The 15,066-nt window shown below is 71.2% G+C and carries 16 protein-coding genes; 7 read left to right on the forward strand and 9 right to left on the reverse strand.

The window, feature by feature from the left end:
- Positions 1-13 precede the first annotated feature (13 nt).
- A complete protein-coding gene (locus tag HNR73_RS14810; protein WP_203685733.1) occupies positions 14-799 on the forward strand; it encodes a DUF2785 domain-containing protein in 786 nt (261 codons plus the stop codon).
- On the opposite strand, the gene HNR73_RS14815 is transcribed toward HNR73_RS14810, so the two are convergent.
- The 3 genes from HNR73_RS14815 to HNR73_RS14825 all read right to left on the reverse strand — a co-directional run bounded on the left by HNR73_RS14815 (position 789) and on the right by HNR73_RS14825 (position 3,987).
- Positions 789-1,460, reverse strand: coding sequence for a P-loop NTPase family protein (locus HNR73_RS14815; RefSeq protein ID WP_203685731.1), 672 nt, complete (start codon positions 1,458-1,460; stop codon positions 789-791). The genes HNR73_RS14810 and HNR73_RS14815 overlap by 11 nt on opposite strands.
- Entirely contained in the window at positions 1,457-2,410 is a 954-nt protein-coding gene (locus HNR73_RS14820) for a DUF2332 domain-containing protein (protein WP_184788026.1), read from the reverse strand. Before HNR73_RS14820 ends, HNR73_RS14815 begins: the two co-directional genes overlap by 4 nt.
- A 116-nt stretch (positions 2,411-2,526) precedes the next feature.
- Entirely contained in the window at positions 2,527-3,987 is a 1,461-nt protein-coding gene (locus tag HNR73_RS14825) for a glycoside hydrolase family 6 protein (protein ID WP_184788027.1), read from the reverse strand.
- Positions 3,988-4,414: 427 nt separating this feature from the next.
- On the opposite strand from HNR73_RS14825, the gene abc-f reads away from it, so the two are divergent.
- The 4 genes from abc-f to HNR73_RS14845 all read left to right on the forward strand — a co-directional run bounded on the left by abc-f (position 4,415) and on the right by HNR73_RS14845 (position 8,875).
- Positions 4,415-6,052: a ribosomal protection-like ABC-F family protein gene (gene abc-f, locus HNR73_RS14830; RefSeq protein WP_373316586.1), complete on the forward strand. Its 1,638-nt coding sequence runs from the start codon at positions 4,415-4,417 to the stop codon at positions 6,050-6,052.
- Between the two features lie 181 nt (positions 6,053-6,233).
- Positions 6,234-7,343 (forward strand): winged helix DNA-binding domain-containing protein, encoded by a 1,110-nt coding sequence (locus HNR73_RS14835; protein WP_184788029.1) that lies wholly within the window; start codon positions 6,234-6,236, stop codon positions 7,341-7,343.
- A gap of 14 nt (positions 7,344-7,357) precedes the next feature.
- Positions 7,358-7,945 (forward strand): Crp/Fnr family transcriptional regulator, encoded by a 588-nt coding sequence (locus HNR73_RS14840; RefSeq protein ID WP_184788030.1) that lies wholly within the window; start codon positions 7,358-7,360, stop codon positions 7,943-7,945.
- A gap of 45 nt (positions 7,946-7,990) precedes the next feature.
- A complete protein-coding gene (locus HNR73_RS14845; protein ID WP_184788031.1) occupies positions 7,991-8,875 on the forward strand; it encodes an NADP-dependent oxidoreductase in 885 nt (294 codons plus the stop codon).
- On the opposite strand, the gene HNR73_RS14850 is transcribed toward HNR73_RS14845, so the two are convergent.
- Positions 8,865-9,974 (reverse strand): alkaline phosphatase PhoX, encoded by a 1,110-nt coding sequence (locus HNR73_RS14850; RefSeq protein ID WP_184788032.1) that lies wholly within the window; start codon positions 9,972-9,974, stop codon positions 8,865-8,867. The genes HNR73_RS14845 and HNR73_RS14850 overlap by 11 nt on opposite strands.
- 89 nt (positions 9,975-10,063) lie before the next feature.
- Between HNR73_RS14850 and HNR73_RS14855 the strand changes: the two genes are divergently transcribed.
- Entirely contained in the window at positions 10,064-10,573 is a 510-nt protein-coding gene (locus tag HNR73_RS14855) for a cysteine hydrolase family protein (RefSeq protein ID WP_184788033.1), read from the forward strand.
- Positions 10,574-10,583: 10 nt separating this feature from the next.
- Here the strand turns inward: HNR73_RS14855 and HNR73_RS14860 are convergent, their stop codons facing one another.
- The 3 genes from HNR73_RS14860 to HNR73_RS14870 form a co-directional block, all read right to left on the reverse strand.
- Entirely contained in the window at positions 10,584-11,735 is a 1,152-nt protein-coding gene (locus HNR73_RS14860) for a glycosyltransferase (protein ID WP_184788034.1), read from the reverse strand.
- Between the two features lie 131 nt (positions 11,736-11,866).
- Entirely contained in the window at positions 11,867-12,589 is a 723-nt protein-coding gene (locus tag HNR73_RS14865; protein ID WP_184788035.1) for a TetR/AcrR family transcriptional regulator, read from the reverse strand.
- 10 nt (positions 12,590-12,599) lie between these two features.
- A complete protein-coding gene (locus HNR73_RS14870; protein ID WP_184788036.1) occupies positions 12,600-13,001 on the reverse strand; it encodes a hypothetical protein in 402 nt (133 codons plus the stop codon).
- 135 nt (positions 13,002-13,136) lie between these two features.
- On the opposite strand from HNR73_RS14870, the gene HNR73_RS14875 reads away from it, so the two are divergent.
- A complete protein-coding gene (locus HNR73_RS14875; protein WP_184788037.1) occupies positions 13,137-13,679 on the forward strand; it encodes a hypothetical protein in 543 nt (180 codons plus the stop codon).
- Between the two features lie 49 nt (positions 13,680-13,728).
- Here HNR73_RS14875 and HNR73_RS14880 read toward each other — a convergent pair whose 3' ends face one another.
- A complete protein-coding gene (locus HNR73_RS14880) occupies positions 13,729-14,184 on the reverse strand; it encodes a carboxymuconolactone decarboxylase family protein (RefSeq protein ID WP_184788038.1) in 456 nt (151 codons plus the stop codon).
- A 93-nt stretch (positions 14,185-14,277) separates the two neighbouring features.
- On the reverse strand, positions 14,278-15,063 hold the full coding sequence (locus HNR73_RS14885; RefSeq protein ID WP_221330960.1) for a spermidine synthase: 786 nt from the start codon (positions 15,061-15,063) through the stop codon (positions 14,278-14,280).
- Between the last annotated feature and the right edge of the window lie 3 nt (positions 15,064-15,066).

Here is a 15,066-nt window from a genome sequence, read left to right on the forward strand (position 1 = left end):
CATGGAGTACGTCGTGCCCACCGATCGCCCCCTCGACGAGCTCATCGAAGAGCTGACCGGCGCACTCACCTCTCCCCAAGCCGAACTGCGCGACGAGCTCGCCTACTCGACGCTGGTCACGTGGGTCCTCAACGGGACCCTCGACGACCGGCTCACCGACCTCGCCACCCGCATGACGAAGTTGCTCGAACACGAGGCCGTCCAGGCCCGGACCTTCGCGACGCTGATCCTGGCCGCCGTCGTCGAACGCGACAGTGCCGCCGACCTCTGCGACGTCGCCGACGTGCGCGACTGGCGGGACGCGTTCGTCACCTGGTACACCGGCGAACGAGACCTGCGCGGCTGGGACCCGAAGCTCGGCTGGCTGCACGCCGTCGCGCACGGTGCCGACACCCTCGGCGCCTTCGGCTGCTCCCCGCGGTTGAGCGCCGAGGAGGCCGCCGAGTTGCTCGCGGTCGCCGCGGTCCGGCTCGTGACACCCAACGACTACCTCTTCGCGCAGCAGGAGGACGACCGGCTGGCCCTGGCCGTCGCGCTGATCCTGTGCCGCCGCGACCTGGGGGAGGAGCAGTCGGTGGCGTGGCTCAGCGTCATCGACGGCTACTTCGCCACGGGGGAGCCGGGTCCCGTGCCGGTGCCGGCGTCGAACACGATGCGGACGCTGCATTCCCTTTACCTGCACGCCGACCTGGGTGTGCACTACGAGAACCTCACGCGCGACCTCGCGCACTCGGAGGCGGTGCGGAAGGCGATCGCGTCGTTGCTGGGGAAGGTCTGGCCTTCGCTGCCTACCGGCTGAGCGTCGGGGCGGCGATCCCGCGATCGGCCAGTTCGCACCGAACCCGGTCGAAGACCTGTCCGGCCGTGAGCCCACCGACGTCGACGTCGACGACGTCCCAGGCGGTCCGCGCGAGAAGTCGCCGCGTCAGCACGGCCTCCCCGCGCAGATGGGCGGCGGCCGACGCCAGGTCGTGTACCTCGCTGGTCCCCGGCTGCCGCGCGAGTTTGCCCGTGTACCAGTCGATCCAGCCGTCGTCCTCGCGTCCGACGGCCCGGCGGAGGGCGACCTCGGGGTCGTCGGAGAGGTAGACCACGACGACATCGGCGGGCCGGACGGCCTTGGCGAGTTCGCCGACGAATCCGGTCAGCGCCTCCTCGTCGTGCCCCCACGCCACAAGGGACGGAATGAACGGGACGAGGGCGTCGGCGACGAGGTACTTCCGTTGGGCCGCGAGCGATTCGCCGATGTAGGCGCGGGTGCAGGCGATCAGCGTGGCCGGTCGTACCGCACCGGTTCCCTCGGCGAACTCCTCGGCGACGGCACGGAACACGGGCCGCGTGAGGACGTGCTCCTCCTCGAAGTGGTCGGTGCCCGGCCCGAGCCAGGAGGCCAGAGCGCGGCACACCGTCGACTTGCCGACGCCCGGGCCGCCGCCGATGACGGCGATAAGCGTCGTCACAGCCACTTCACCGACTGCCCATGGGATCCGGCGATCGCGACGGCCCGCCCGTCGAGGGCGACGACCTGCGGTTCCGGGCCGTTCGCCGGTGCCGTGACGGGTACGGCGTGCGAAGGGAAGACCTCGGCGTCCTCGTTGGAGATCCAGTGCCCTGGAAGGGATCTGGCGAGCCCGGCGAAGTTCTCGCGGTCGGCCGGGTCGAGGACGTAGCCGAGCACCGAGGTGTGGAAGACGACGAGCGTCGCGTCGGCCGGGGCCTGCGCGGCGAGGGCGGGCAGGTCGGTGAGGAGGTCGCCCCGGACGAGCCGGGGCGGGTCCCGGCGGGTGAGTTCGGCGGCGGCGTGGAGGCGGGCGCGCCGGTGCTCCTGTTCGGGCCAGACGAGGGCGCTGAGCCAGCGCAGGACGTCGTCGTCGGTGATGTCGAGGGGGTTGAGGTCGAGACCCGCGCGCCAGACGACGTGGGGCACGCGGTCGGGGACGGGCACGTCGCCTTCGGGCGCGCATTCGAGGAGGACGGGGCTGGCGGGGTCGCCGACGGTCCGGCCGCCGTAGCGGTAGCGGTACCGGTCGGGGTACAGGCACAGGCCGGCCGAGGCGCCGACCTCCAGTAGCGCCAGGGGTTGCGGGAGCGCGGCGAGGATGGGCAGGATCGGCGCGCAGCGGCCGGCCTCGTTGGTCTGGGTGCGTCGCGCGAGCATCTGGGCGGCGACTTCGTCCCAGTGCCACATGAGCCAGTCGTGGAACTCCTCGGGCGTGCGGGTGGGGCCGCCGAGATAGCGGGTGGCGGCGAACAGCAGGTTCGGCTGCCGCTTGGGTTCGGGGAGTTCGTCGAGCAGGGCGAGCAGCCGGGCGTCGTCGGCGACGAAGTGCGCCAGGCGTTCGTAGCTGCGCGACATGCCGCGCAGCTGGCGGGTGGCGAACGAGCGGTACCAGTCGGCGGTGATGCTCATCGAGCGAGTGTGCCTCGCGGATCTCGCGTCGGCGACTTCGCGGGGGCGGGCGAGGAAAGACCCCCGCGCCGCCCGGCGCGGGGGTCTGCCCCAGAAGGCCTTTGTGTTCGCCGTCCCTAGATCCCGCTCCAGTTGCCGGAGATCAGCGCCAGCGCGAACCGTTCCACGAAGTCGCCCGCGCGCGGGTCGTTGTGGCCGGCGTGGGTGCATTCGCCGTCGGAGTCGCCGGGGAACTTGACCCACAGGAAGTACTCGGCGCCGCCGGTACCGGCCTGCGAGGTCACGCCGAGCTTCGAGCCGCGCGAGTTGCACCAGTCGCCGTCGGTGTTCTGCGTGCCGTTGCGGCTGGTGTCGACGACCCACTTCTTCGACGTGGGCAGGAGGTTGTTGACGGCGGCGGCGTAGGTGTTGGACGCGCCGGTCGCCTTGTAGTTCGAGACGTTGACGGAGAAGCCGCGCACGTTGGCGATACCGGACTGCTGGAGTTCGGCGGCCATGTCGGCCTCCGGGAGCCAGCCGGCGTTGCCGGCGTCGAGGTAGCTCCACGCGCCCGGGGCCTTCGACTTGAGCTGCTCGGTGGCGTAGGTGAGCAGGTGCCTGCGGGTCGCGAGGTTGGCGGGCGTCATCTCATCGCAGTCGATGGCCTGCGCGACGGCGTCGGGCTCGATGATCACGATCGCCTTGCGGGAGCCGATTCCGGCCGCGAAACCGCGGATCCAGGCCTCGTACTCGCCGGCCGTCTCGGGGCCGCCCTCGGAGTAGCCGCCGCAGTCGCGGCCGTAGATGTTGTAGGCCGCGAGGATCGGGGTCTTACCGGCGGTGGCCGCGGCGGTCACGTAGTCGTCCACCGACTCCTCGATCGCGCCCTCGGTCTCGCCGCTCCACGAGCCGAACCACTTCGCGCCGGCCTTGGAGGCGATGTTGGCCTCGATGGTCGCCTTGTCGGGATCGTTGGGGTTGAGCCCGATCCACTTGTAGGCGTTGTTCTCGGGGTCCACATAGAACTCGCCCGCGGGCTGTGTCGCGGTCTCGGTGGTCAGCGAGATGTTGTCCAGGCTGAAGGTGTAGGCCCCGTTCCTGCCCAGCTGGAAACCGACCTGCCCGGCGGTGGTGGAGATGTTCGACGTGAACGTGTAGCTGAACCGCTTCGAGGTCGTGGTCAGCGCGATCTCCTTGTCGTGGGGCGCGGTGTACGGGGCGACGTTGAGCTGCACCGTCGAGCGGACGGTCACGGCCTTGGACGCCTTGGCGTCGAAGGAGATCGTGTAGCTCTTGCCGTTCTCCAGCTTGAGCCCGTCCTGCCCCATGGGGGCGTCCCAGTAGTTCGCGGGCGTCCCGGTGACGTTGACGTTGAGCACGCCACCGCCGACCGCCATGGTCGTGTTCGGTCCGTTCCACCAGCCGGTCGTTCCGTTGCTGAAGCCGCCGTTGGTGACCAGCTCGGTGACCGCGGCGGCGCCGACGCCGGCGGGCGCGCCGCCGGGCTCCTCGGCGCCGGCCGTGGCGTTGACGACCACGGGAACGCCGACGGCGAGGACGGCCAGGCCGATGATGCCGTATCGCAGGGGTTTCTTCATGGTTGACCCGTTCTTGTCGCGGGTGGGGGTTTGCGAACGCGGCCCAAGTTAGCGAACTTGATCGCCGGTGTCTACATGGGAGCGATTCCATCGCAGGTGGCGGGGGTGATGTGACCGCTCACGCAAAACCCTCGCGCCGGAGTGGATCAGTCCGCTACCCTGGGCGCATGGGAACGATAGGCCTGTTGATCTACTCCTAAGAGTCGTGAACTCTTGAGGAGCGCACCGCCGTACGCGTGAGGCGTCGGCCGCATCGTCGTACTCGACGCTGCCGCCAGACCCCCGTACCCGGTTTTTCCCAAGCCGCTTCTTTGTGTCGCAGTCACCGCCTCGCCGGTGAGATCCACGCATTTCTCAAGCGGCTTCGCCGTGCGCACCGTCTCGTGCAGACGCTGCCGCTCCACGGTCGATCCAACCGGAGGTCACCTTGACCCGCCATGCTCAAACCCTCGCACCGCACCGTGTCTCGCAGCTCGCGGTCGGCGATATGTCCAAAGTGTACGGAGACAAGGTCGTGCTCGACCAGGTCTCCTTCACCGTCCGCACCGGCGAGCGCGTCGGTGTCATCGGTGAGAACGGCTCGGGCAAGTCCACGCTCCTGCGCCTGCTGGCGGGGGAGGAGGAGTCCGACAACGGCGAGGTCACCGTGGTCGCGGCGGGCGGCGTCGGGCACCTGGGCCAGACCCTCGGACTGCCCGGCGACGACACGGTCGCCGACGCCGTCGACAACGCGCTGTCGGAGTTGCGCGACCTGGAGAAGCGCATGCGCGCGGCCGAGGAGACCCTCGGCGACGCCGACGAGGCCGCGCTGGCCGAGTACGGCGAGCTCCTGGCCGCCTATGACGCGCGCGGCGGCTATGAGGCCGACGCCCGCGTCGACGCCGCCATGCACAACCTCGGTCTCGCCCACATCGGGCGCGAGCGGGTGCTGCGCACCCTTTCGGGCGGCGAGCAGTCGCGTCTCGGGCTGGCGTGCGTGCTCGCGGCGGCGCCGGAGCTGCTGCTGCTCGACGAGCCGACCAACCATCTCGACGCGGGCGCGGTGACGTGGCTGGAGGATCAGCTTCGCACCCATCGCGGCACGGTCGTGACGGTGACGCACGATCGCGCGTTCCTCGAACGCGTGGCCACCGCGATCCTGGAGGTCGACGCCGACACGAAGTCGGTGACGCGCTACGGCGACGGCTGGAACGGTTACCTGACCGCGAAAGCGGCCGCCCGGCGGCGCTGGGAGCAGGACTACGGGGACTGGCTGGCCGAGATCGCCCGGCAGGCCGAGCTGGCCGACACCGGCATCGAGAAGCTGGGGAAGTCGGAGAAGTCGACGACCAGGCCCCGCACCGCCGGTCACCGCCGGTCGCACGAAGGCGGCCTGTCGGCGCAGGTGCGCAACGCCCGCGAACGCCTCGACCGGCTCAAAGCCGATCCCGTCCCCAAGCCGCCCGAGCCGCTGCGTTTCGCGGTGCGCGTCGAAGGCGGCAAGGGCGACGGGCTCACCGCCGAACTCGACGGCGTGACGGTCGCCGACCGGCTCGACGTCGCGTCCTTCTCCATCAAACCGGGTGAGCGGATGCTGCTGACCGGCCCGAACGGGGCGGGTAAGACGACGCTGCTGAACGTCCTGGCCGGCGCCGTCCGGCCGAGCTCGGGGAAGGTGCGCAGGCCGAAGCGGACGGCGTACCTGCGGCAGGAGCTGCCGACGCGGCAGGTGCGCCGGTCGGTGCTGGCGGAGTTCGCCGACGGCCTGCCCGGGCCCGCCGACGAGCACGCGGCGACCCTGGCGGCGCTGGGTCTGTTCCGCGAGGAGGACTTCGGGCGTTCGGTGGACGAACTGTCGGTCGGGCAGCAGCGGCGCCTCGAACTGGCGCGGCTGGTCACGCGGCCCGCGGACCTGCTGATCCTCGACGAGCCGACCAACCACCTGTCGCTGGCGTTGATCGAGCAGCTGCAGGAGGCGCTGATGGAGTTCAAGGGGGCGCTGCTGGTCGTTTCGCACGACCGGCGCTTCCAGGAGGACTTCACCGGTGTGCGCGCGGAACTGCGCGCCGGGCGGCTCGTCGCCTGACCCCGGCGCCGGGGCCCGGCAGGGCCCCGGCGCCAGGCGTCCGGGTTGGTGTGGAGCAGCTCGCGGGCCTCCGCGGCGCCGGCGATGGTCCGGGACACGAAGTCCAGGAAGCGCGCGACCTTCTCCAGGCGATCGGCATCGAGGACCGAACCTGTCCGCAAGGCCTCGTAAAGTCATGCACATGACCGCAGCCGACGTCCTCACCCGCCGCGAGCTCAACCGCGCCACCCTCGCCCGCCAGCACCTGCTCGCGCGCGTCTCGATGCCCGCCGCCGACATGGTCGCCCACCTCGTCGGGCTCCAAGCCCAGGCCCCGCACTGCGCCTACTTCCAGCTGTGGTCGCGCCTCGAAGGCTTCGACTTCGCCGAACTGTCCGGCCTCCTCGTCTCCCGCGACGTCGTGCGCATCGCGCTCATGCGCTCCACCATCCACCTCGTCACCGCCGACGACGCCCTCCTCCTGCGCCCCCTCATCCAGGCCGCGCTGTCCCGCGACCTGTTCAACAACTCCACCTACGGCAAGGGCGTCGCCGGACTCGACCTCGACGAGGTCCTCGCCTTCGGCCGCGAACTCATGGAGGAGGCGCCCCGCACCGGCGCCCAGCTGCGCGAGGCCTTCACCGAACGCTGGCCCGACCGGGACGCCCCGGCGCTCGCCTACGCCGTGCGCTGCCTCCTGCCGTCGGTGCAGGTCCCGCCGCGCGGGCTGTGGAACCGCAGCGGCGCCATCGCGCACACCACCGCCGAGCACTGGCTCGGCCGCGACCTCGCCACCGACTCGACCCTGGAGGAGGTCGTCCCCCGGTACCTGGCCGCCTTCGGGCCCGCGAGTGTGAAGGACATGCAGAAGTGGTCCGGCGTCACACATCTGCGCGAGGTCGTCGACCGGATCGGCGGGCTGCGGGTCTTCCGCGACGAGAACGGCACCGAGCTGTTCGACCTCGCCGACGCGCCCCGCCCCGACGGCGACGCCGAGGCCCCCGCCCGGCTCGTCGGGCCTTTCGACAACCTGCTGCTGTCCTACGCCGACCGAAGCCGGGTGATCTCCGAATCCCAGCTCAAGCGGGTGATGACCAACAACGGGATCCTGCGCGGTTCCCTGTTCGCCGACGGGTTCTTCGTCGGGGCCTGGGACGTGGTGCGGACCAAGACGTCGGCGACGGTGTCGCTGGCGCCTTTCGCGCCGGTGTCGAAGACGCGGCTCGCGGAGCTGGAGGCGGAGGCGGCGAGGCTGCTGGAGGCGACGGATCCGGGGCTGGAGCACGAGATCCGGGTCACACCGGAAGGGTGAGGCACGATGGTTCCATGACCCCCGCCCACGCCGCGTTCGCCGGCTACCTGCGCACCTGGGGCGACCTGCCCGAGTCCGAGCTGGCGAAGGTCGGCGAGGTGTTCCGGCCGCTCGACGTGCCGGAGAGGACCCAGCTCGTGCGCGCCGGTGAGCGGCCGGGGCGGGTCTTCTTCAGCCTCACCGGGCTGAGCCGGATCTTCCACGTGGACGAGGGCGGCACCGAGCGGATCAAGGCGTTCCGGGCCGAGCACGAGCTGATCTGCGCCTACTCCGCGCTGCTGCGCGACGAACCGTCCGATGTGCACATCGAGACGGTCGAGCCCTCGCGGCTGCTCGTCGCCACCCGCGAGCGCTTCGCACTGCTCAACGCCGGGCACCCGGGCTGGCGGGAGATCATCATGCGCCTGACCGAGCGACGGCTGGTCGAGGAGGACCATCGCCACACCGAGTTGCTGCGTTTCGACGCCTCCCGCCGCTACCGCAACTTCCTCGCGGCCGAACCGGAGCTGGCCGCGCGCCTGACGCAGCGGCTGATCGCGTCCTACATCGGGGTCACTCCGGTGCAGCTCAGCCGGATCCGGGCCCAGCTCCAGCGGCGTTAACTTCTGTTAATGCCCCGCGGTCGCGCGATCCATAGCGTCGTGGGCATGACGAACATGAAAGCCGCGGTGGTCCGCGCGTTCGGCGGTCCCGCCGCCCTCACCGTCACCGACCTGCCCATCCCGGCGCCCGCCCCCGGCGAGGTCCTCGTCAAGATCGCCGCCGCCGCGGTCAATCCCGCCGACATCGGCATGCGCGACGGCCGCTACCCCTGGCGCGACGCCCCTCGCATGCCGATCGTCCCCGGCTACGACATCACCGGGACGGTGGCCGCGCTCGGCGACGGTCTCGCCGGAACCGGCCTCGCCGTCGGCGACCGGGTTCTGGCCATCACCATGCACGCCGTGACGCAGACCGGTTCCTACGCCGAGTACGCGGCCCTTCCCGCGCGCCAGGTCGTGGCGACACCTGCGAACCTTGGCCTCGTCGAGGCGGTCACCCTGCCGCTCAACGCCCTCACCGCGCGGCGGATCGTGGAGCGGCTCGACCTCGACGCGGGGCGGACGCTGCTCGTCAACGCGCCCCGCAGCGCCGTCGGGGCCTACGTCGCGCAGTGGGCGGCAAGCGCTGGGATCACCGTGGTGGCACCGGATGAGGTGACCGGCCCGGTCGACGCGGCCGTCGACACCATCGGCGGGACCCGCGCCCGCGCGGCCTTCGACGCGGTCGCCGACGGCGGGCGCTACGTGTCGATCGTGCCCGAGTTCTGGGTTCCGGGCGGGGTCTTCGCCGCCGAACGCGGCATCGAACCGGCCCTCGTGGCGCTGCACTCCCTGGGCGACGGCGATCTCGGCGACGTGGTGCGCGCGGTGGAGTCGGGCGAGCTCGTGCCGACGCCCGTCGACCGCACGATGCCCCTGTCGGAGGCCGTGCGCGCGCACGAGCTCCTGGAAGCCGGTGGCCTGCGCGGGAAGCTCGTGCTCACGCCCTGAACGGGCCGGTCACCTCGTAGGTGCGGCCGTCGTAGAGGTCGTTGGCGATGCCGCGCTGCGAGGAGAAGTAGAGACGGTCGCCGGCCGGGTTGAAGGCGACGCCGCACAGTTCCGACTCGTCCTGGCCGGTGAGCCGCAGGAACGGGGCCACCGCACCGTCGGCGGAGATCACGCAGATCTCCATGTCGCCGCCGTCCTCGGCGACGTACAGGTCGCCGCCGGGCGTGCCGGTCAGATTGTCCACACCGGACAGTGGACCGTCGCCGCCGTAGAGGACGCGCAGGGAGTTCGCGACCGCGTCGTAGGCCCAGACGCGGTCGTCTCCCTTCGTGGTGAAGTAGCAGACCCCGGCGGCGTAGTGGCAGCCCTCGCCGCCGTCGAAGTGCCGCGCCTCGGGGACCTGGTGCCGGGTGGGCGCGGTGCCGCCCGACGGTTCGGGCACGTCCGTCCACAAGAGACCATCGTCGGGTCCGGCGAGCACCTGGAGCCTGCCCGATCCGAGGTCTCCCCAGGACTCCGGGACGAAGCGGTAGAGGCAGCCGTCCGGCTCGTCCTCGGTGAGATAGACGACGTAGCGCTCGGGATCGGCGGCGGCGGCCTCGTGCCGGAAGCGGCCCATCGCCGGGCGCCGTCGCGCGGCGACGCCGCCGTAGGGGTCGGTCTCGTAGACGAATCCGGTGGGCGTCTCCTCGCAGGAGAGCCAGGTGCGCCACGGCGTGGCGCCGCCCGCGCAGTTGCGTTCGGTGCCCGACAGGATCGGGTAGGCGTCGAGGATCGTCCCGTCGGCGCCGAAGCGCACGGCGCCGACCCCGCCCCGGCCCGCCTCCAGTTCGGCGTTGGACACGTAGATCCAGCCGTCCCCGTGGGCGAAGCAGGCTCCGCCGTCGGGACCGCCGTGCCATGCGTGCCCGGTCCCGGCGACGTCCACTTTGGACTGACCGATGAGCCGCGCGGTGAAGCCCTCGGGCAGCCGGATGCCCAGGGCGTCGGGCTCCGACAGTTCCCCGTACGCGCCACGGCCCGGGGACGCGGCCACCGCCTCGCGCCACAGGCTGCCGCCCAGGGCGACCGCCACGCCCAGCAGAGTTCGCCGCTTCACCACAAGTCCCCCCTCGTATTGCTCCCTACATGTCTATACGTCGCAATTCATCACATTCCGGATCCCACGCCGACGGGTAGGTTCTTTCCATGCCACTCGACCCCAGCCGCACCGCGCTGCTCGTTCTCGACCTCCAGACCCGCCTGGTGGCCCTGCCCCTGGGGCCGCACAGCGGTCCCGACGTCGTCGCCGCCAGCGCCCGGCTGGCCGATCACTTCCGGGAACACGACGCGCTGGTGATCTACGTGCAGGCCCACCGCCCGAACGTCGAGCAGCCGCCCGGGAGCGAACTCGTCGCCGAGGCGACCCCGCGTCCCGGGGATCTGCTGCTGACCAAACAGTCCGTCGGCACCTTCGCCACGACCGACCTCAACGACCGCCTCATCGAGCACGGCGTCGAGACGGTGGTCATCTGCGGCATCGCGACGACGATGGCGGTCGAGTCGACGGCCCGCGTCGCCTCCGACCTGGGCTACGACGTCGTCCTCCCGCGTGACGCGATGACCGGCCTGCACGCCGACGAGCACGAGTTCGCGTTGTCGCACGTGCTGCCGAGGTTCGGCGAGGTCGTCGTGGCCGACGACGTGCGCTTCGCGTAGACCCCGCGGCCTACCGGCCGTCCCCGCCGAGAAGGAGCCGGGCCGCCACGTCGGCGCCGTCGTCACGGATCCGGGCGGCCACCGCGCCCGCGCGCCCGCGCGTCGCGGGCGCCAGGGCGATCTCCAGCGCGGCCGCCAGGGATTCCACCGTCGGCGCCGGCTCGTCGTGGGCGGCGCCGATGCCGAGCTCGGCGACGCGCGCCGCCCAGTACGGCTGATCGCCCATCTGCGGGACGAGGACCTGCGGCGCTCCCGCGCGGGCCGCCGTGGTCGTCGTCCCCGCACCGCCGTGATGGACGGCGGCGGCGACCCGGCCGAACAGCTCCTGCTGGTTGACCTCGCCGACGACGAAGCAGTCGTCGGCGTCGTCGGCCGACGCGAGATCGGCCCAGCCGCTGCCGAGCACGACACGGCGGCCGTTGGCGCGGGCCGCGGCGACGGCGACGCTCGCGGCGTCCGGAGCACGCATCGGCATGCTGCCGAATCCGATGTAGACGGGCGCCTCACCGGCGGCGAGGAAGGCCTCCAGCGCCCCGGGCAGCGGACGGGTGTCCGGCCGGATCCACGCGCCCGTCTGCACGAGGTCGAGGTCGGTCATCCCCTCACCCGGACTCAGGACCGGATCGGCGGCGAGCCACGGGTGCTCGGTGAAGACGTGATCGCGGACGTTGTCCACCGAGGACAGCCCCAGCGCGGCCCGATGGGCGTTGAGCGGCTCGCGGTACATCATGTTCAGCCGCGCCGGATCCGAGACGGCGGCGGGGAAGTGCCGCGAGGGCAGGCCGAAGAGCTGATAGCAGGCGAAGACGTAGCGGACGCCGAGCACCTCGGCGACGTCCCGCGCGCCGACCGGCAGCAGTCCGGCGGCGAGGATCACGTCACAGCCCGCACCCTCGGCCGCCAGCAGCTCGAAGCGCTCGGCGACGAGATCGGCGGCCATGCGCAGCGCGTCGGCCGGCGTCGGCGGTTTCGCGCCCGCCACGAACGCCCGCACCGACGGCCCCAGCGGCGTCATCGGCATGCCCGCGTCGGCGAACAGGGCCGCGAAGTCGGGAGGCGCGCACACGCGAACCTCCGCGTCCCGCGCCCGCAATCGCAGCGCCAGCGCGACAACGGGCTCGACGTCCCCACGTGATCCGGTCGTCGTGAGCAGTACGCGCATGTCGTGATCCCCCTCGCTCGCCGAAAGTGCCTGTGACCGGCGATTCTGCCGCACCGGCGGTCGCCGGAAAGGGACCCGGTGTGGCTCGAAGCGTGGGTCGTGATAGGAAAACTGGTAGCGGAGGGCGTGTCTCACGCCGGGTCCGGCGGGGCCGGATTCCCGCCCTCGTCGATGATCAGGAAGTCGCGCACGAGCGCCTCGGCCTGCCGGACGAGCGGCCGCAGCACCTTGTACCGCGACAGCGTCACGATCCGCGCCACCATCGGCGCCGTCCGCTTCGCCAGCTCCCGCGTCCGCCGCTGCCCCGGCGTCCGGTCGTAGACCCAGTACAGGACCAGCGCCATCTGGTGCAGCCACAGCATCTCGGGCAGGATGTCGGCGATCTCGGGCGCGATCCTCAGCGACGTGCCCGCCAGGACCTCCCGGTACAGCGCGGTGTCCTCCAGCCGGGCCGGCGCCGACTCGTGCGAGAAGGGGCTCAGCGGACTCGACGGGTCGGCGGCGTTGCGGAAGAACTGCCCGGCGAAGCGGTGATAGGGCTCGGCGACCTCCAGCCAGCATTCGAGGGCGATGCCGACGCGTGCGGCCAGGTCGGTCTCACCGGCGATGCGTTCGCGGGTCAGCGCGACGTGCTCGGTGGTCATCCGGCTGTAGAAGCCCTGGATGAGGTGGTCCTTGGAGTCGAAGTAGTAGTAGGCGTTGCCGACCGAGACGCCCGCCTCGGCGGCGATCGCGCGCATGGTGGTCTTGTCGTAGCCGCGCTCGGCGAACAACCGCAGCGCGGTCTCAAGGATCGCGCTGCGGGTGTGTTCGCTGCGGGCACGGGCACGGCCCGCAGCGGGCGGTTCTGTCACAGGCCGAAGCCTAGACAGCCGGTTGTCTCGGCGCTCCGGGCGGGAGGGCGTAATTGCGCAGATCGCCCTGGATGGAGCGGCGGCGGAAGCGGCCGAGGACGAAGACGTTGGTCAGATGGATGGTGCCGAGCACGAGCAGAACGGCGCCGATCTTGAAGGCGACCGACTCGAAGACCTCACGGGCGGTCGTCGGCGGCCGTGAGTCGGTGAGCCACAGTGCGATGAAACCGAGGTTGATCAGGTAGAAGCCGACCTGGAGGAGCTTGTTGACGGCTTCGGCGAGGGCGCCGTCGCCGCGGAAGACGTCTTTGAGGAAGACGACGCCGTTGCGGGCGAGGGTTCGGGCGACCCAGACGGTCAGGACGACCGAAATGATCAGGTAGATGCTGTATCCCAGTACGGACAGGTCCACGGGCACTCCCTAGTTGAACGTGTTCAACTTCCAGTCGGGACTCTACGCCGTTAATTGAACGCGTTCAAAGATGCCTGCCCGTGATGTGGGCCACGCGCCGACGGCCGGTCACCTTCACCTGGCAGAATGCGCCCAATGCCGACCGAGCCGAATGCGACGCTGCGCGAGATCTCCACCCGATTCGTCGCGTGGGGCCTGATCACCGACGTCGACCGCGACCTCGCCCTCACCGAGGAGGGGGATCCGGCCGACCGTCCCGGCGAGTACGACTGGGCCGAGATCGTCGAAACGCTCGGCGTGGGCGTCGGTGTCTCCAACGATGACGTCGACGACCTCGAAGAGGCCTACCAGGACCTCCTCGAAGACCTCGCGGCCCTGAGCGACCGGACGGTGTCCGAGGTCGAACTGGGCGAGGACGAGGACGGCGAGGAGCTTTTGACCTTCGTGCTCGACGGTGAGGAGTACGGCTGGGAGGTCGAGCACATCGCGCCCGGACAGCTGGACATGCTGTCGATCTGGGAGTGCGTCGGCGACCTCGAACCCGACGACGGGCGCGTCTTCTTCCACACCCGCGGTGACGTCGACGGCGAGTGGAGCGAGAGCCTCTACGTGCTGGCGACTCCCGCGCAGGTCACGGCGCTGCGCGAGGAGTACGGGCTGGAGCTGGACCCGGTCTAGGGCCGGGAACGTGGGCGCGGCCCGCGTTCGGGCCGCGCCATCGGGCGGATCAGCCCCACTTCTGCCCGGAGGGCTGGCGGGTGGTGGCGTTGAGCCGGTTCCAGACGTTGATCATCGAGAGGCTCATGACCAGGGCCGCGCGCTGCCGCTCGTCGAAGTGCTTCTCGACCTCGGCCCAGGTCTCGTCGGTAACGTCCCCGGCGTCGGCCAGCCGCGTCATCTCCTCCGAGAGGCGCAGGGCCGCGCGCTCGGCCTCGGAGAAGTACGGCGCCTCGCGCCAGGACGCGACCGCCCAGATCTTCTCGTCGGTCTCGCCGGCCTTCTTCAGCGCCTGCGAGTGCATCTCGACGCAGACCGCGCAGCCGTTGATCTGGCTGGCGCGCAGGTTGGTGATCTCCAGGAGCTCACGGGAGACCCCGGCCGACAGGTACGTCTTGCCGACCGCCTGCAGGGCGGCGAGGGCACCGTCGAGGACGAAGGCGGGGTGCTTCATGCGGGCTTCCATGGTCGGCTCCTCTAAGTCGATTCCAGTTCTCGTGCTTTCACTGGAATGACGCGCCCCGCGGCGAAAGTGTGACAGGAGTGGCGACGGACACACCTACGTCGGCGACGCCTCCGGCGCGTCGTCCGACAACGGCCGGGCGCCCCCGGCGAACTTCGCCAGCGCGGCCCCGTGCACCACGCCCTTCCCGTCGCCCGCGATGCCCCGGGGCAGCTCCTCGCCCGCCGCGAGCACCAGATTCCCGTAACGCCTGCCGCGCAGCATGCCCGGCTCGCCGATGAGCACGACGTCGGCGAAGGCCTCGCGCAGTCCGGCGGTGAGACGGCGGGTGAAGCTGAGCATCGGCAGGTCGGTGACGTTCACGATGTAGAGCCCGCCGGGCGCCAGGATCCGCTCGACCTCCCGCGCGAACTCCACTCCGCTGACGTGCGAGGGCATCTGGGCGCCGTTGTAGATGTCGCCGACGACGACGTCCCACTCCCCGGCCGCGGACGCGCCGACGGCCTCGCGGGCGTCGGCGACGGTCGGCGTGACATCGGCGTCCCTGCGCAGCGGCAGGTGGACGAGCACGAAGTCGAGCAGCCGCGCGTCGCGGTCGACGACCTTCTGCACCGAACCGGGCCGCGCTGCGGCGATGTAGCGGGGGATGGTCAGCGCGCCGGCGCCCAGATGCAGCACGCGCAGTGGCTCACGTGGTTTCGCGGCCGCGTCGAGGATCCGGGCGATCTTGCGGACGTACTCGAACTCCAGCCGCTTCGGCGCGGTCATGTCCACATAGGACTGTGCCACCGAGGCGACGTACAGCGTCCACGACCCCTCGCGGCCAGGGTCGGGCACTAGTTCGGCCTGGCCGCCGTCGACATCGGCGAAGATCGTGTCCACCCG

It is taken from the genome of Phytomonospora endophytica (assembly GCF_014202425.1).
Taxonomy (GTDB): domain Bacteria; phylum Actinomycetota; class Actinomycetes; order Mycobacteriales; family Micromonosporaceae; genus Phytomonospora; species Phytomonospora endophytica.